18 protein-coding genes and 1 tRNA gene are annotated in these 16,648 nt (G+C 62.8%); 14 read left to right on the forward strand and 5 right to left on the reverse strand.

The window, feature by feature from the left end:
• Positions 1-45: 45 nt before the first annotated feature.
• A complete protein-coding gene (locus CYJ10_RS27750) occupies positions 46-1,572 on the reverse strand; it encodes an AdeC/AdeK/OprM family multidrug efflux complex outer membrane factor (RefSeq protein ID WP_101684652.1) in 1,527 nt (508 codons plus the stop codon).
• An 88-nt stretch (positions 1,573-1,660) separates the two neighbouring features.
• A complete protein-coding gene (locus CYJ10_RS27755; RefSeq protein WP_101684653.1) occupies positions 1,661-2,179 on the reverse strand; it encodes a MarR family winged helix-turn-helix transcriptional regulator in 519 nt (172 codons plus the stop codon).
• 195 nt (positions 2,180-2,374) lie between these two features.
• On the opposite strand from CYJ10_RS27755, the gene typA reads away from it, so the two are divergent.
• Positions 2,375-4,195: a translational GTPase TypA gene (gene typA / locus CYJ10_RS27760; protein WP_101684654.1), complete on the forward strand. Its 1,821-nt coding sequence runs from the start codon at positions 2,375-2,377 to the stop codon at positions 4,193-4,195.
• 64 nt (positions 4,196-4,259) lie between these two features.
• On the opposite strand, the gene CYJ10_RS27765 is transcribed toward typA, so the two are convergent.
• Entirely contained in the window at positions 4,260-5,189 is a 930-nt protein-coding gene (locus tag CYJ10_RS27765) for a sterol desaturase family protein (protein ID WP_101684655.1), read from the reverse strand.
• 222 nt (positions 5,190-5,411) lie between these two features.
• Between CYJ10_RS27765 and CYJ10_RS27770 the strand changes: the two genes are divergently transcribed.
• From CYJ10_RS27770 to CYJ10_RS27805, 8 genes are all read left to right on the forward strand, one after another.
• Complete coding sequence (locus tag CYJ10_RS27770; protein WP_101684656.1) at positions 5,412-6,980, forward strand: methyl-accepting chemotaxis protein; 1,569 nt, start codon at positions 5,412-5,414, stop codon at positions 6,978-6,980.
• Between the two features lie 116 nt (positions 6,981-7,096).
• On the forward strand, positions 7,097-8,176 hold the full coding sequence (locus CYJ10_RS27775) for an enoyl-CoA hydratase/isomerase family protein (RefSeq protein WP_101684657.1): 1,080 nt from the start codon (positions 7,097-7,099) through the stop codon (positions 8,174-8,176).
• 152 nt (positions 8,177-8,328) lie between these two features.
• Complete coding sequence (locus tag CYJ10_RS27780; protein WP_101684658.1) at positions 8,329-8,889, forward strand: NADPH-dependent FMN reductase; 561 nt, start codon at positions 8,329-8,331, stop codon at positions 8,887-8,889.
• A 401-nt stretch (positions 8,890-9,290) separates the two neighbouring features.
• Complete coding sequence (gene dusA, locus CYJ10_RS27785; RefSeq protein ID WP_101684659.1) at positions 9,291-10,295, forward strand: tRNA dihydrouridine(20/20a) synthase DusA; 1,005 nt, start codon at positions 9,291-9,293, stop codon at positions 10,293-10,295.
• Between the two features lie 826 nt (positions 10,296-11,121).
• Positions 11,122-11,382 carry a hypothetical protein gene (locus CYJ10_RS27790; protein WP_066733608.1) on the forward strand — a complete coding sequence of 87 codons (261 nt, stop codon included), beginning with the start codon at positions 11,122-11,124 and terminating at the stop codon, positions 11,380-11,382.
• A 117-nt stretch (positions 11,383-11,499) separates the two neighbouring features.
• Positions 11,500-11,575 (forward strand) — tRNA-His (locus tag CYJ10_RS27795).
• Positions 11,576-11,988: 413 nt separating this feature from the next.
• The gene (locus tag CYJ10_RS27800) at positions 11,989-12,234 is read left to right on the forward strand and encodes a hypothetical protein (RefSeq protein WP_146002135.1); all 246 of its coding nucleotides are present in this window, start codon (positions 11,989-11,991) and stop codon (positions 12,232-12,234) included.
• 28 nt (positions 12,235-12,262) lie between these two features.
• A complete protein-coding gene (locus tag CYJ10_RS27805) occupies positions 12,263-12,508 on the forward strand; it encodes a hypothetical protein (RefSeq protein WP_101684661.1) in 246 nt (81 codons plus the stop codon).
• A gap of 253 nt (positions 12,509-12,761) precedes the next feature.
• Here the strand turns inward: CYJ10_RS27805 and CYJ10_RS34285 are convergent, their stop codons facing one another.
• Entirely contained in the window at positions 12,762-12,935 is a 174-nt protein-coding gene (locus tag CYJ10_RS34285) for a hypothetical protein (protein WP_180863082.1), read from the reverse strand.
• A 153-nt stretch (positions 12,936-13,088) separates the two neighbouring features.
• Positions 13,089-13,745, reverse strand: coding sequence for a transcriptional repressor LexA (gene lexA / locus CYJ10_RS27810; RefSeq protein ID WP_101684662.1), 657 nt, complete (start codon positions 13,743-13,745; stop codon positions 13,089-13,091).
• A 232-nt stretch (positions 13,746-13,977) separates the two neighbouring features.
• Here lexA and CYJ10_RS27815 point away from each other — a divergent pair, with 232 nt between their 5' ends.
• The 5 genes from CYJ10_RS27815 (at position 13,978) to rplI (ending at position 16,567) form a co-directional block, all read left to right on the forward strand.
• Entirely contained in the window at positions 13,978-14,991 is a 1,014-nt protein-coding gene (locus CYJ10_RS27815; RefSeq protein WP_101684688.1) for an asparaginase, read from the forward strand.
• Positions 14,992-15,107: 116 nt separating this feature from the next.
• The gene (gene rpsF, locus CYJ10_RS27820) at positions 15,108-15,482 is read left to right on the forward strand and encodes a 30S ribosomal protein S6 (protein ID WP_029051059.1); all 375 of its coding nucleotides are present in this window, start codon (positions 15,108-15,110) and stop codon (positions 15,480-15,482) included.
• Positions 15,483-15,502: 20 nt separating this feature from the next.
• Positions 15,503-15,802, forward strand: a complete 300-nt coding sequence (gene priB / locus CYJ10_RS27825; protein ID WP_101684663.1) for a primosomal replication protein N — start codon at positions 15,503-15,505, stop codon at positions 15,800-15,802.
• A 3-nt stretch (positions 15,803-15,805) separates the two neighbouring features.
• Positions 15,806-16,084 carry a 30S ribosomal protein S18 gene (gene rpsR / locus CYJ10_RS27830; protein WP_006163606.1) on the forward strand — a complete coding sequence of 93 codons (279 nt, stop codon included), beginning with the start codon at positions 15,806-15,808 and terminating at the stop codon, positions 16,082-16,084.
• Between the two features lie 30 nt (positions 16,085-16,114).
• A complete protein-coding gene (rplI, locus tag CYJ10_RS27835) occupies positions 16,115-16,567 on the forward strand; it encodes a 50S ribosomal protein L9 (RefSeq protein WP_101684664.1) in 453 nt (150 codons plus the stop codon).
• The last annotated feature ends 81 nt before the right edge of the window (positions 16,568-16,648 follow it).

Genomic DNA, 16,648 nt, shown 5'->3' on the forward strand with positions numbered 1-16,648 from the left:
TGTGTCGTCGTGTCTTGTTCCGGCCGCTTCCGTCAGCCAGTGCCATCAGCCTTGCGTTGCCTGGGCCGTGCCTGCGGGCTTGCCGGATTCGCCATGGCTGGCGCCTTCGGCTTCCTGGTAGCCGCCGCCCAGCGCCTTCATCAGGCTCATCTGCAGGTCCAGCCGGCGCGCCTGCAGGTCGGTGGCCAGCCGGCGCTGCTGCAATACGTTGCTTTCGGCGTTGAGCACCGTCAGCTGCGTGCCCAGGCCTGCCTTGTAGCGCGTGGTGGACAGCGCGTAGGCGTGCTCGGCCAGGTCCAGCGCCTCGCGCTGCGTCTGGATCTGCTGGTCGACGCTGCGGATGCTGGTCACGGTGTCGGCGGTCTCGCGCAGCGCGTCGACCAGCGTCTGGTTGTAGCTGGCCGCCGCGATGTCGTACTGCGCGTACTTGCCCTTCAGGTTGGCGCGCAGGCGGCCGCCCTGGAAGATCGGCAGCGTCACCGACGGCCCCACGCCGAACGTGCGGCTCATGCTCATCAGCAGGTTCGACGGATCGAGCGAGGCCACGCCGGCAAAGGCGGTGAGCTTCACATCGGGCAGGAATTCCTTCTTCGCCACGGTGATGTCCTTGGACGAAGCCTCCACGCGCCAGCGCGCGGCCACGATGTCCGGACGACGGCCAATCAGGCCGATGGTCAGGTCGTCGGGCAGTTGCGGCGTGGCGTTGGCCAGCAGCGTGGGCTTGGCGATCTGCAGGCCGCGGTCGGGGCCCTTGCCCAGCAGCGCGGCGATCTGGTTGCGCGCCAGGGCAATTTCCTCGTCCACGCGCTGCAGGTCGGTCTGGGCGGCGGCCACGGTGCCGCGCGCCTGGGTGGTTTCCACCTGGGTGTCGAGTCCGGCGGCCAGGCGCTGGCGCGACAGGTCTGTCAGGTCGCGGCGCTGGGCGATGGCGCGCTCGGCCACGTCGCGCTGCGCGTACAGCGCGGCCAGGCGGTTGTAGCCGCGGGCCACCGACGTGGTCAGCATCAGACGCGCGGCCTGGGTCTCGGCTTCCATCGCGCGATCGTCGGACAGCGCGGCTTCCAGCGCGTCGCGGTTCTTGCCCCAGAAATCGAGGTCCCAGGACAGGCCCAGTTGCAGGCGCGACTGGTTCTGCCACGATCCGGCCAGCGGCGTGCCCGTGAACAGGTCGGTCTCCGAGAAACGCTGGCGCACCAGGCTGCCTTCAAAGTCCACGCCGGGGTAGAGCGCGGCGCGCGTGGCGTCCGCCATGGCGCGCGAGGCTTCCAGGCGGCCAAAGGCCACCTGCAGGTTCGGGTTGCCCTGGATGGCCTCGTCGACCAGCGCACGCAGCTGCGGATCGTGGAACTGGTCGACCCAGTCCTGCGACGGCCACTGGCCATGTTCGCTGGTGAAGGTTTGCGGCGACGCCAGCGTGCTGGCATCGGTCATGGCCTGCGTGCTGTGCGAATTGCCCAGCGCGGCGCATCCGGCCAGCACGGCAGCCGCCAGCACGGTCAGCGCAAGCGTGCCCGTCCGGCGAAGCTGGCCCGCGCGTCCGGCACGGTGGGAAAGAGTGTGAGCGGTGGTCATAGGGTGTGAACTGTGACGCTGTCTGGCGATTTCAGGAATGGCGTATCTGACGATTTGGAGTTCTTCTTCGGTATCGTGGATGGCTCGCCTATCCTGTGTTGCGCTCGAAGGGGCAGCCCGCCGGGTCGGGGCCGCGGTTGTTGGCGATGATCCGCAGCAGCATGTCGCGCAGCACCTCGATCTCGTCATGGCTGAAGCCCTCGAAATAGCGGCGCATGACGTTGCAGAACACGGCCGGCAGCTTCTCGACCATCGCGTTGCCGGCCGGGGTGATCGACAGGTCCACCACGCGGCGGTCGTCGTCGCGGCGCGTGCGCGCGATCAGGCCGCGCTTTTCCATGCGGCTCAGCAGGCGTGTGACCGATCCGGCATCGGTGTTCAGGTTGCGGGCCAGGTCGGTCACCGTGGTGGCCTCGCCCTTGGCCAGCATCATCAGGCAACTGGCCTGGGCGTGTGTCATGTCCAGGCCGCTGACTTCCTGCTCCACGCCTTGCGACATCGTATTCTTGGCGCGCGCGAGCAGGTAACCCACGCTCTTGCCGATTTCATAATCGGCCGGATCGAACGGGTCTTGGTCGGATAAATCGAGGGGTGCTGTAGACGTCATCTCTTGTCACTGCAATCTTTGCTTGGGCAAATATAAGCATGTGCCAAGTGATGTTCAAGTACCGAAATTCGTTATTGCGGAAAACGCAATGGCGCGTCTTGATCTATGCTGAACAGCGATAGAGTGTTCTGCGCTGCAACATGCTAGAATGTCGGGTTAATTTTTTCCGATAGCTCCGCCTTCAGGGGACGCCGAATGACCCGCGCCATCCGTAATATCGCCATCATCGCTCACGTCGATCATGGCAAGACCACTCTGGTCGACCAACTCCTGCGCCAGGCAGGCACCTTCCGCGATAACCAGCAAATCGCCGAACGGGTGATGGACTCGAATGACCTGGAAAAGGAACGCGGGATTACCATCCTCGCGAAAAACTGTGCCGTCGAGTACAACGGCACGCACATCAACATTGTTGATACCCCGGGCCACGCCGACTTCGGCGGTGAAGTGGAGCGCGTGCTGTCGATGGTCGACGGCGTGCTGCTGCTGGTGGACGCCGTGGAAGGCCCGATGCCGCAAACGCGTTTCGTGACGCGCAAGGCACTGGCCCTTGGCCTGAAGCCGATCGTCGTGATCAACAAGGTCGACCGCCCGGGCGCCCGTCCGGACTGGGTGATCAACCAGACGTTCGACCTGTTCGACAAGCTGGGTGCCAACGACGATCAGCTGGACTTCACCGTGATCTACGCCTCGGGCCTGAACGGCTATGCCGGTCTGACCGAAGACGTGCGCGACGGCGACATGAAGCCGCTGTTCGAGACCGTGCTGAACAAGGTGCCGGTGCGTAACGACGACCCGAACGGTCCGCTGCAGATGCAGATCATCTCGCTGGACTACTCGAGCTACGTCGGCAAGATCGGCGTGGGCCGTATCTCGCGTGGCCGCGCCAAGCCGCTGCAGGACGTGGTGGTCAAGTTCGGTCCGGAAGGCAACCCGATCAAGGGCCGTATCAACCAGGTGCTGAAGTTCAGCGGCCTGGAGCGCGAAATGGTGGCCGAGGCGGAAGCCGGCGACATCGTGCTGATCAACGGTATCGAGGAACTGGGCATCGGCTGCACCGTGTGCGCCCCGGAAGCCCAGGACGCGCTGCCGATGCTGAAGGTGGACGAGCCGACGCTGACGATGAACTTCTGCGTCAACACGTCGCCGCTGGCCGGCCGTGAAGGCAAGTTCGTCACCAGCCGCCAGCTGCGCGAGCGCCTGGACCGCGAACTGAAGTCGAACGTGGCGCTGCGCGTGGCCGAAACCGGCGACGACACGATCTTTGAAGTGTCGGGCCGTGGCGAACTGCACCTGACGATTCTGCTGGAAAACATGCGCCGCGAAGGCTACGAGCTGGCCGTGTCGCGTCCGCGCGTGGTGTTCAAGGACATCGACGGCGTTCGGAACGAGCCGTACGAACTGCTGACCGTGGACGTCGAAGACGGCCACCAGGGTTCGGTCATGGAAGAACTGGGCCGCCGCAAGGGCGAACTGCTCGACATGGCATCGGACGGCAAGGGCCGTACCCGTCTGGAATACCGCATTCCGGCGCGTGGCCTGATCGGCTTCCAGGGCGAATTCCTGACGCTGACCCGTGGTACGGGCCTGATCAGCCACATCTTCGACGACTACGCGCCGGTGCGCGAAGGCGGCCTGGGTGAGCGCCACAACGGCGTGCTGATCTCGCAGGACGACGGCGACGCCGTGGCCTACGCCCTGTGGAAACTGCAGGATCGCGGCCGCATGTTCGTGAAGCCGGGCGATGCGCTGTACGAAGGCATGATCATCGGTATCCACAGCCGCGACAACGACCTGGTCGTGAACCCGATCAAGGGCAAGCAGCTGACCAACGTGCGCGCGTCGGGTACCGACGAAGCGGTGCGCCTGGTGCCGCCGATCCAGATGTCGCTGGAATACGCGGTGGAATTCATCGCTGACGACGAACTGGTGGAAATCACGCCGAAGAGCATCCGTCTGCGCAAGCGTCACCTGAAGGAGCACGAGCGCAAGCGTGCTTCGCGCGACGCGAGCTGATTTCCGGCATCCGGCCTGCTGGCTGGACGGAAACGAAAACCGCGCCCTGGTGGCGCGGTTTTTTTTATGGGCTGCGGGTTGGCTCCCCTCTTGCGTTTGCGGAAGAGGGGTCGGGGGAGAGGGCGGCCGTGTCCAGATCTGGCGCGGCTGCAAGTTCACCCCGCCACTCCGGCGGTTTCCACAAGTAGCGCAGATCGCGTTCGCCCCATACGTCGGCAAACATGTCGCGCCACTCGTGGAACGTCAGCGTCAGCGGATTGTGGGTGCGAACCTGCCGCGTGATGCCGTACTGCGGCGCCTCCTGCTCGGGTACGAAGGTGCCGAACATGCGGTCCCAGATGGTCAGCACGCCGGCGTAGTTGCGGTCGATGTATTGCGGGTTCCTGGCGTGATGCACGCGGTGGACGCTTGGCGTATTGACGACCTTTTCAATGATCGGCCATCGTCGCCCCAGCCGCGTATGGACGAAGAACTGGAACGCCAGGTTCAGGCCGACGGCCAGGATCACCCAGTCTGGCGAAAATCCGATAAAGGCCAGCGGAATCCAGAAGACCCACATGCCCGAGATCGGGTAGGTGAGGCTCTGCCGGAACGCCGTCGAGAAGTTCATGCCCTCCGACGAGTGATGGGCCACGTGCGACGCCCACATCCATCGCACCCGATGGCTGGCGCGGTGGAACCAGTAATACAGAAAGTCTTGCAGCAGCAACAGCAGCGCAAACGACCACCACGTTTCCGGCACGGCGCGCAGGCCGTGCGCGTAGCACCACGTGTAGACCGTGCGGATCATCAGCCAGAGAAAGAAGGCGTCCGATGCCTGGTGCATCAGCGCCAACGTGGCATTCGACAAGGTGTCGCGCCAGCTGTAGATCGAGCGGTCGCGCTTCGACCAGTACCAGGCCTCCCACCCGATCGTCAGCACGAAGATGGGTGCGAAGGCCATCAGGATCAGGCCGGGGTCGAAACCCTCAGCGGCGGGGGCGCCAGATGTCATGGGGGATGTCATGGCGCAAGTGTGCATATTTCCGCCAGATTCGCACTGAGGATTTCCTCCATACGCCCGTCAAGTGGCGCGCGCTTAACGTCTTGCCGTGCATCACAAAAATGAAGGACTGACTATCACTGGGACGCAATCAAGTCGGTCCACGCCAATGCCGTCATTGGGGCGACGGCCATGGAGGAGTGGCCGATTTCACGTCACGGAGAGACCTGCCCCATGTTTCGCAACACTACGATTGGAGCCCGCTTGTGGCTTCTGACGATTGTCACAAACTTGTTGCTGTTGATTGTCGGTGTCGTTGGTTGGATCGGCATGTCGCGTAGTAACGACGCCACGCGCCAGATCTACCAGCAGCAATTGTCGGCCGCCACCCATCTGGCCGAAGCCCGCTCGAATCAGTTGCTGGTGCGTGTGCTGCTGGACCAGGCCGCCTTTGCCACCGAAGCCGCCGATGCCAGGGCCCGCGCTGCCACGGCGCAGGACTTCGCGCGACAGTCCGACGCCGCATGGCAGTCGTATCTGGCCATTCCGCGAACCGACGAACAGACGCGCGCCACCGAGGATGTGTCCGAAAAACGCCGCGCGCTGTTCCAGGACGGCGTGACGCCGATGATCGCGGCCCTCAACGCGGGCAATCGCGACGCGATGATGAAGGCGGTCATGGAGACCATTCCTAAACTCGATATCCAGTTCACCGCCGTCAATACGGAACTGGGGCGCCTGCAGGTGGAAAGCGCCAAGGCCGTCTACGAAAATTCGCAACATCGCTACGACCGGCTGCTGACCATTTCCATCGCCGTGCTGGTGCTTGGCCTGGTGTTCAGCACCGTGGTGGCCTGGCGCCTGCGTGCGTCGATCGTCAATCCGCTCGACTACGCCATTGCCCGCTTCGCGCGCATGGCCGACGGCGACCTGAGCATGTCGGCGATGCGCGATGGCGATGCAGTGGCCGACGAGCACGCAAGGAGCGAAACCAGCCGCATGCTCGGCATGCTGGGCCGCATGCAGGGGCGCCTGGCAGGGATGGTGGGCGAGGTGCGCAGCGGCGCCGACTCGATCGCGGCGGCCAGCCAGCAGATTGCCAGCGGCAACGCCGACCTGTCGCAGCGTACCGAGCAGCAGGCCGCCTCGCTTGAGGAGACCGCTTCGAGCATGGAGGAACTGACCAGCACCGTGCGCCATAACGCGGATAGCGCCCGCGAAGCCAGCACGCTGGCCGTGGACGCGCGCCGGCTGGCCGAAACCGGCAGCGAGGCCGTGTCGCGCGTGCAAAGCACGATGCAGCAGATCGACACCGGCGCCAACAAGGTGGTGGACATCATCGGGGTGATCGAGAAGATCGCCTTCCAGACCAATATCCTGGCGCTGAATGCGGCCGTGGAAGCCGCGCGGGCCGGCGAGCACGGGCGCGGCTTCGCGGTGGTGGCCGGCGATGTGCGCGATTTGTCGCAGCGCTGCGCGGCGGCGTCGAAGGAAATTCGCGGGCTGATCGGCGCCTCGGTGGCGAATGTGCGCGAAGGCACGTCGCTGGTGGACGATGCGGAGCGTGCCATGCAGGACATCGTCAACGCGGTGCGCCGCGTGAGCGATATCGTCGGCGGTATCAGCGCGGCGTCAGACGAGCAGTCGCGCGGCATCGAGCAGGTGAACGTGGCGGTCTCGCATATGGACGGCATGACGCAGCAGAACGCGGCGCTGGTGGAGGAAGCCGCCGCCGCAGCCGGGTCGCTCGAAGACCAGGCGCAGCGCCTGACGGGCCTGGTGTCGGCCTTCCGGCTGGCGTGATCGCCGCGGTTGGCGATTTGTTCGACAGAAGATGAGCCGATTCTGAAACGGCGTCGTCATCGAATCCGGGCAAGGTAGGTGGCGTAAAATTGCCGCCTACTGGAACGGAGACAGAAATGACGGAGTTTGTATCGACGGCGGTGCAGGGCGGTGTGGCCTATCTGACGCTGACCCGCCCGCAGGCCCTGAACGCCCTGTCGCTCGAGATGATTCGCGCGATGACGCAGGCGCTGCAGCAGTGGGAAGCCGATCCTGCCGTGCAGGCCGTGGTGGTCGCCGGTGCGGGCGGCAAGGCGTTCTGCGCGGGGGGCGACATCCGCTGGTTCCACCAGGCGTACCACGCCAACGATCCGCTGCTCGACCAGTTCTTTGTCGAGGAGTACGCGCTGAACCATCTGATCCACCGCTACAGCAAGCCCTACATCGCCCTGATGGACGGCGTGGTGATGGGCGGCGGCATGGGCATCTCGCAAGGTGCGCGGCTGCGCATCGTTACCGACCGTACCAAGATGGCGATGCCGGAGACGAACATCGGCCTGTTTCCCGATGTGGGCGGCGGCTGGTTCCTGGCGCGCACGCCGGGCCATATCGGCGAGTACCTGGGGCTGACCGGCGTGGTGATTCACGCCGCCGACGCGCTGTACGCACAGCTGGCAGATACCTACCTGCCATCGAATGCCATGGCGGAGCTGGCGGCATCGCTGCAGGCGCGTGCGTTTGACAGCGGAGACGCGGTGCTGGCCCACATCGCCACGTTCACGGACCAGCACACGGCAGGTTGCGTGCCGCAGGCCAGCCATCTGGCGCAGCATGCCGGCACGATCGACGCGCTGTTTGCCAAGGCGACGGCGCAGGAGATTCTCGACACCGTCAGCGACACGGCCGGCGACTGGGCGGCGCAAACCGCCGCCACGCTGCGCAGCCGGTCACCGCTGATGCTTTGCGTCACGCTGGAGCAGATTCGCCGGGCACGCACGATGTCGCTGGAGGACGAACTGCGCATGGAACTCGACATGATGTACGACGTGTTCCGTCACGGTGATGGCATCGAGGGCATCCGCGCACTGTTCGTCGACAAGGACCACCAGCCGAAATGGAATCCGGGCCGCCTTGACGAAGTGACGCCAGGCCGTGTGCGCGCGTTCTTCGACAGCAAGTGGCGGCGCGAGGCACATCCGCTGGCCGCGATGGGCTAGTCGTTCCGCCAAAAATCGCCGTTCTCAACGGGGGTGCGAGTGGCGGGCAGCCGTCATGCAAGTCGAGTAGAGTGTCGGCAGGGCTGGCGCCGTAGCAGGGGCCGGCCTTCGCTTCATTCCGCGAACATGTGTGAACAGTGAAAGGAACCGTAATGAGCAATCCTCGTGATGTCGCCGTACTGGTGGGAAGCCTGCGCAAGGAATCCCTGAACCTGAAGCTGGCCAAGGCGCTGGCTGCGCTGGCGCCGCCGAATCTCAAGCTTGATATTGTCGAGATCGGCCAGCTGTCTCACTACAACCAGGACGACGACGCCAATCCACCGTCGGAGTGGGTGGCCTTCCGCGATCGTATCCGCCGGGCAGACGCGGTGCTGTTCGTCACCCCCGAATACAACCGCTCGGTGCCGGGCGTGCTGAAAAACGCCATCGACGTGGGCTCGCGTCCGTACGGTGAAAGTGCGTGGGATGGCAAGCCGGGCGGCGTGATCAGCGCGTCGCCGGGCAATATCGGCGGGTTTGGCGCCAACCATCATCTGCGCCAGTCGCTGGTGTTCCTGAATATCCCGGTGCTGCAACAGCCGGAGGCCTATATCAGCGGGGTGGACAAGCTGTTCGACGAGCAGGGCGGCATCGCCAACGAGTCGACGCGGGGCTTCCTGAGCAAGTACCTGACGACCTTCGCTAGCTGGATCGACCGCAACGCCGCCCGCTGACAGCGGCAGGCCAGTTCAAGCGTCGGTAAGCCCCGTCCTACAAGGCGAAGCGGGCACGACCCGACACCGGCGCCGATCCCTCCTTTCTATAGTGAACCCATGTTCGTACACATAGACAAGGAGGAAACATCATGCCGTATATTCTCGCTTGGCTGCTCGGCGTACCGGCCTTCGTTCTGATCCTGATCTGGCTGTTCATGCACTGAGTGCGTGCTGCCTAACTTGATAAACGGCGCCCTCGGGCGCCGTTTTCGCTGGCCATCCGCTCCGCGTTGGCGGACGTGCCATATCCGCTATCCTGTCCGGGGCCTGCTCAAGGTCGCCATCTCGCGTATACTTGCGGGTCTTCCTCAGTCCGCGGTTCTCAAAACCGTACCGGACGCTCCCTCGACGCCATACCCATGACTGCAAATCCGCGCCGCATCTCGGTTGCCCCGATGATGGACTGGACCGATCGCCACTGCCGCACGTTTCACCGCTCGCTGAGCCAGCACACCTGGCTTTACACCGAGATGGTGACGACGGGCGCGCTGCTGCATGGTGACGTGGCACGGCACTTGGACTTCGACGCTGCCGAGCAGCCTGTGGCGCTGCAACTGGGCGGTAGCGAGCCGGCCGACCTTGCGCAGGCAGCAAAGCTGGGCGAGCAATGGGGCTACAAGGAAATCAATCTGAACTGCGGCTGCCCGTCGGAGCGCGTGCAGCGCGGTGCGTTCGGTGCGTGCCTGATGGCCGAGCCCCAGCTGGTTGCGGACTGCGTCAAGGCGATGCGGGATGTGGTGTCGGTGCCGGTGACCGTCAAGCATCGGATTGGCATCGATACGATCGAACACTATGATTTTGTGCGCGATTTTGTCGGGGTCATCGCCGAGGCCGGATGCGAGACATTTATTGTCCACGCCCGTAATGCCATTCTGAAAGGCCTGAGCCCGAAGGAAAATCGCGAAATCCCGCCGTTGCGTTATGAAGTCGCCTATCAATTGAAGAAGGAATTTCCGCAGCTCGAAATCCTTATTAATGGTGGCATTGTTTCGTACGGCGAAATGGAAGAGCATTTGCGGCACGTGGATGGGGTAATGATTGGCCGCCAGGCTTACCACGATCCGTATATCCTGGCCGAAATGGACAGCCGTTTCTATGGCGCCGAAACACCGGTTCCGTCGCGCGAGGATGCCGAACTGTCGATGCAGGCCTATATCGGGCAACTGGTGGAGCAAGGCGGCTACATGGGGGCTACCACCCGCCATATGCTAGGTCTGCATCGCGGCGTGTATGGTGGACGCGGCTGGCGTCGGGTGCTGTCAGACGCACGCCGCATGCACGCAGTGCGTACCCGGGCAGAGGTGGATGCGCTTTTTGAAGAGGCGCGTTCGCACCTGCGCCCGGACCTGCTCGAGGCGGCGTGATGGCTCCTCTGCGTGACAATCGCACCCGAGTCGGGCTCGAATAAAAGCTCTAATTCCGAACGATCGTTCTATGCAGGATGCCGCAAATGTATGCCCCGACGGCGTTTGCGGGCATTCGGGTGACTGGAAACCCGCATGGGCAAAGGGATTCCCCTAATTCGCCAGTGCTGGGGCATGTTCTTACACTGTGCCTGCCCTCGAATACAGGGCTTTCTTCAACTGATTTTTGAGCCCGCCGTGTGCGGGCTTTTTTCTGCCCCGTCTCGTTGGTGCCACAGCAACCGTGGGTTTGCCCGGATGGTGCACGGTGCGTTCGGGGACTACATTGAATGTGCCTTCAGGGCATTGAGATCGCTAATTTAAGAGTCCGCTTGCGAGCGGGCTCTTTTTTTATGCGCGTCTGACTTTCACACTTCTCCGGCACCGGCCGGAGTCGTTGAGATCCCAGAAAAAAAAGCAGGCGATGCTCGTCGGGAGTGATCGCCTGTCGGGAATGTCGAGGGGGTCAATGTCCCTCAGGGAAGAGTATCCAACAGCATTATTTACGGTAGAACCCTGCCGTGGTGGGGCAAGGACTCCGCTTTTTGGCGGATAGGCCGATACCTGAAATTGTGGCTATTGTTAAGACATGCTCGTGTCGAGCGGCGGGTAGGTCATGTTACGATGCGCCTCAAAATAGAACGCCGCGACAGTCGGCGTGGGACGCGCGGGCCGCACCCAGACAGGTGCGGCGCAAGTGGGGGAAAGTAGGTGGGCTGGCCGGTTCGATTGGCGCGACGGGGATTGACGTGACCAAGGAAGCGGAAGCAAGCCCAGAGGAAATGAAATGGAAGCGGAAGAACCATTCGGTGAAGTCTTCGAGGACTACCGGGTGATCTGGGTAGCCGAGCAACTGCAGGACGGCAAATGGACTGCACGCTATTGCTGGCATCCAGGCACATCCATCGACGCCGGCAAGGCATTGCAGCGCGATGTCCTGAACGGCAAGTCAAAGCGCTTGCTTGGACTTTTTCCTAGCGAGGCGGATACCATCGCCGCGATCAAGGAAGCGGTGCTGCTGGAAGCAAAGTGGGTCGGTCCGCGATGAAGTCGCGCTGCAGCCCAACCCCGAAATTTTTTGTGCGGGATACTAGCCATCGCCCGAGAATCCTTGTATAGTCTTGTTCTTCGCTGATCGACGAACGGTCAGCGAGAAATCTCTACGGTGGCTGTAGCTCAGTTGGTAGAGTCCAGGATTGTGATTCCTGTTGTCGCGGGTTCGAGTCCCGTCAGCCACCCCAGAATTCTCAAGAAACAGCCGCTTACCTAAGCGGCTGTTTTGCTTTCTGCATACCCATTTCCCTCTTTGTTCTTGCAGCATTCCCCACCGCAGGAATACGGGGATGATCGCATGCGGGTCCGCATGCTCCAGTGCATTGCGATGATTCTTCGGGCCGATTCCCGAACGGGGATATCTTCTCTCTAAACCCATCCTTTCCGATGATGCGAATGGCTCTCGCTTTTTCTATCATCCAAAGAAGCGGCCGTAACCACAAGGTCGCACTGACTCGGCATCGGAAGGGTGGGTATGAGGCTGCGCACGATTCTCAGTGCATCGCTCGGGGCGTTTCTCCCGATGGGTTGCAGCAACGGGGGTGGGGCTGGACGAGACGGGGCAAGTCCCGCCTCACCGGCGGCATCGAGGGCGCCGGAGGTGGTCGGTTACACCACATCTGACCTCGACGCGGCATATCTTGCCATTCTCGTCACGATGTGGCTCCTGACGGCCAGTGGCGTCCCACGTTTGTGGCGCGACATCCGCAGCAGCGACGAAGTGCGCCACGCATCAAGGCTGCAGCACGGCGTCATGGTTGCGATCGCGTATGCCATCGTTTGCGGCTTCTTTCACACGACGATCACCGCCGTATATCACGTGATCTTGTGGCACATCGGAGACTAACCGTAGCGCCACCACGACTTACCCTCCCATGGTCCAGCGCTTTTTCGATCTCCCCCAGTCAGAGCAGGACGATGTCGCGGCCGCGTGTGCGAAACACGGGTTCGTGCCAGAGGATTTCGAATTCGCGATGGATGGCGCGCGCCGGATCATTGCCGTCGAGCGCGTCGTCGGTGGTCAGTTCCAAAAATACAAGACAACCAATGGCCTGGGTTGGACCGCTGCCTTCGAGGCGGACCTCGATGCCGACTGGTTCGGTGCACCGCTCGCCGACTGAAAGATCAGGCGACGCCTGGTTGATCGACGAAAAAAAACCGGACCTTGGCGGGGTCGACAAGGTCCGGTCATGCGCATGACGCGAATACGCCAGTGATTCAGTGCGCGTCAGTGAGTTTAATCAGGCTTCAGTCAGTTTTAAATGAAGCCTTAATTACACGTTGTGGGTGCACAACTGCACTTTTTTGCAACGCCGGGACTCCCGGTGGCTGTGAAGCACGTTCGCGTCAGGCAGTGAGGACGGTGTCGCGGATTCAGTCGAGCAGTTTCGTGCTCGGCTCTTCGAGTTCGAGCATGCGGCAGATGGCCGCCATGTTGCCAACCATCGTGCGGCGTTGCGCGCCCTGGTAGACGCGGACGCCCTTGATTTGCCGAAACGGGACCGGCTTGACTGGGCGGCGGGAAGCGATGGGGTTCGATTGCAGCATGGCAACACCTCGTTATTTGCGACAGCAGTGGTCCGCGCCCGTCGTCCAGCAAGGACGGGGCGGCATGGGCAAAGCAAAGCGGGTGACCAGGGCAGACGGCCGTGCTGCCTAAGTCTCAGGAGTCGAGGGCGCAATCAGGCGCCCCCGATCACGCTAGAAGCCTGATGATCGGATCAGGCCGACAGCGATACCTTCCAGGGAAAACTCGTCGCGTCCAGACTGGACCACGATGTTTTGGAAATCCGGGTTCTCGGCGATCAGTTCGATCGTGTCGCCGCGTTTCTTCAGGCGTTTGACGGTGACATCCTCACCAAGGCGGGCCACAACGATCTTGCCGTTGGCGGCTTCGCTGGCCTTCTTCACGGCCAGCAGGTCGCCGTCCAGAATGCCGGCGTCGCGCATGCTCAGGCCGCGTACACGCAGCAGATAATCCGGGCGCTCATCGAACACCGATGCATCCACCTGGTATTGGCGGTCGATATGCTCGGCGGCAAGAATCGGGCTACCCGCCGCGACGCGACCGACCAGCGGCAGCGTCAACTGCAGTACGCCAGCCATTGGCAGCGTGAACTGGTCGGAGCGCTCCGAGTCGCTGCGCGCCACCTTCAGGCGGATGCCGCGCGAGGCGCCGGGGGTCAGCTCGATCACACCCTTGCGCGCCAGTGCCCGCAGATGTTCCTCCGCCGAATTGGGCGAGGAAAAGCCGAATTCCGCGGCAATCTCGGCGCGTGTGGGCGGGAAGCCCGTGTTGCGGATCGTGTCGCGGATCAGATCGAAAATCTGCTGCTGCCGGGGTGTCAGGGTCGCCATGGTTCGCCGGTCTTTCGTGCCGAAGCACTGTATGTTTAAACAGTATGCTGTGATTTTATACAGTATCGTGTGAAGTGCAAGCACAATTTGCGCAGCGGGCACGACATGGCAACGACGCTACCGATGACTTGGCGGGTTTGCCATGGGGTACGCCGGCGCGGCGCGGCAGTTACAATCGTCGCCCAGCCCCGGGTCGCGCCAGCCCGGTCAGTTCCTCAGCGAGCCTCCATTCATGTCAGCGTCCTCGTCGTCATCGTTGCCCCGTGTCGTCGTGCTTGCCACCGGCGGCACCATTGCCGGATCGTCCGGCGATCCTGCCAGCAGCGCCCAGTACCAGGCTGCCACCGTGCCGGTGTCGCAGCTGGTGCAGGCCGTTCCGGCGCTGGCCGACGTAGCGCGCGTGCACGCCGAGCAGGTGGCGCAGATCGACAGCAAGGACATGACCTTCGGGCTCTGGCAGCAACTGGCGGAGCGCGTGGCGTATTGGTCCGTCCAGCCGGACGTGGCAGGTATCGTGATCACCCATGGCACCGATACGCTTGAAGAAACGGCGATGTTTCTGCATCTGACGCAGCCGTGTCCCGTGCCGGTGGTCATCACGGCTGCCATGCGCCCTGCGACTTCGCTGTCGGCAGACGGCCCGCTGAATCTGCTGGATGCCGTACGCGTCGCGGCCTGTCCGGATGCGCGCGGTCAGGGCGTATTGGTGGTGCTGAATCAGCAGATTCATGCCGGGCGCGACGTGACCAAGGCGCATACGTCGGCCGTCGACGCGTTTGTCTCGCCGAACGCCGGTCCGCTCGGTTTCGTTCAGGACGCGTATATTCGATTCACGCGTGCGCCGGCCAGCCGCGAGACGGGGTATCTGCCAGTGCCATCGGCCTGGCCGATGGTGGAAATCGTGGTCAGCCACGCGCAGCCGGGCAGGGTGGCCGTCGATGCGCTGGTATCGGCGGGGGTGAAGGGATTGGTCGTGGCTGCCACCGGAAATGGCTCGATCCATGAAACCCTGGCGGCGGCACTGGCCGATGCAGCGAGCGCTGGCGTTGCCGTGGTGCGCAGTTCACGCACCGGCGCTGGCCATGTGTCGATCCCGGCGCGGCCTTCGCCGCAGGCGGGGATGTTCGTGTCGGCAGGCGATCACAATCCCTACAAGGCGCGGCTGCTGCTTCTGCTGGCGCTGGCAAGTGACCCAGTGATGGGGCAGGATGGCGGACGCCTGCAGTCGCTGTTCACGGCGTACTGAATCCGTTCCTGCGCCGGAGCCTTGCGGATCTACGGGGTTCCGGGCTATACTCGCGGGCTATTCAACCTTGCCGCACCGGACGTGACGCCCGGGTGGCTCATCCAAAAGGAGCGTCAATGCGTCATTACGAAATCGTATTTATCGTCCACCCGGACCAAAGCGAACAAGTGCCGGCGATGATCGAGCGTTACAAGCAGCTCGTCACGTCGCAAAATGGCCAGATCCACCGCGTGGAAGACTGGGGCCGTCGTCAAATGGCCTACATGATCCAGAAGCTGGCCAAGGCTCACTACGTTTGCCTGAACATCGAATGCGGCAAAGACACGCTGGCTGAACTGGAACACGCGTTCAAGTTCAACGATGCCGTGCTGCGTCACCTGATCGTCCAGACCAAGAAGGCTGAAACGGCTCCGTCGCCGATGATGAAGGAAGTGCAGCGCGAAGAAGCCCGCAAGGCCGCGCAAACGACCACGGAAGGTCAGGCCGCCTAAGTGCGGACTGCTGTGTCGCGGTGAACCAGCTCCGGCTAACCGCCACGCTTGCCGAGCGAGATACGCTGCGCTATACGCCGGCCGGTGTCCCTGTCGTCAACTGCATTTTGCAGCATGCCGGCGAGGTGACAGAGGCGGAAACGCCCCGGCAGGTGGAATTCGCAGTGGTGGCCATGGGCATTGGTCCCATTGGCCAGCGGCTCGAGCGCATGCCGCTCGGTACGCTGCTCGACTGCGAAGGCTTTCTGGCCCGCAAGCACCGCAACAGCAAGACACTGATCTTTCACATCACTCGATGTAAAGCATTCGAAAAGGATTGAATCATGGCATTCGTCAAACGTGACAACAAGAACAAGAAGCGCTTCCAGCAACAGAACCCGCTGTTCAAGCGCAAGCGCTTCTGCCGCTTCACCGTGGCTGGCGTCGAACAGATCGACTACAAGGATCTGGACACGCTGAAGGACTTCATCGGCGACAACGGCAAGATCACGCCGGCTCGTCTGACCGGTACCAAGGCGCACTATCAGCGTCAGCTGGATACGGCTATCAAGCGCGCCCGCTTCCTGGCGCTGATGCCGTACACCGACCTGCACAAGAACTGATAGTCCCGGGACCGCAAGGAGAAATACACGATGCAAGTCATTCTGCTGGAAAAAGTCATCAACCTGGGCAACCTGGGCGAAATCGTTCGCGTGAAGGACGGTTACGCACGTAACTTCCTGATCCCGACCAAGCGCGCTCGCCGTGCCACGCAAACCGCCATCGCCGAATTCGAGGTGAAGCGCGCCGAGCTGGAAAAGGCCGCCGCCGAGAAGCTGGCTGCTTCGCAAGCCGAAGGCGAGAAGCTGAACGGCCTGACCGTCCAGATCACGCAGAAGTCGGGCGTGGACGGCCGTCTGTTCGGTTCGGTGACCAACGCCGACATCGCTGCCGCGCTGGAAGGCCAAGGTTTCAAGGTCGAAAAGTCGCAAGTGCGTCTGCCGAACGGCCCGCTGAAGCTGGTTGGCGACTACACCGTTGGCGTGTCGCTGCACACCGACGTGCTGGTCGACATCACCGTTTCGGTGCTGGGCGAGCACGTCTAAGCGGTACGCGTCCGCGATGTGCCGGTCCGACCGGCGCGTCGGATGCACAAAAAGGCAGGGGCCACGCTCCTGCCTTTTTTG

Source organism: Cupriavidus pauculus, from assembly GCF_002858765.1.
GTDB classification, from domain to species: domain Bacteria; phylum Pseudomonadota; class Gammaproteobacteria; order Burkholderiales; family Burkholderiaceae; genus Cupriavidus; species Cupriavidus pauculus_B.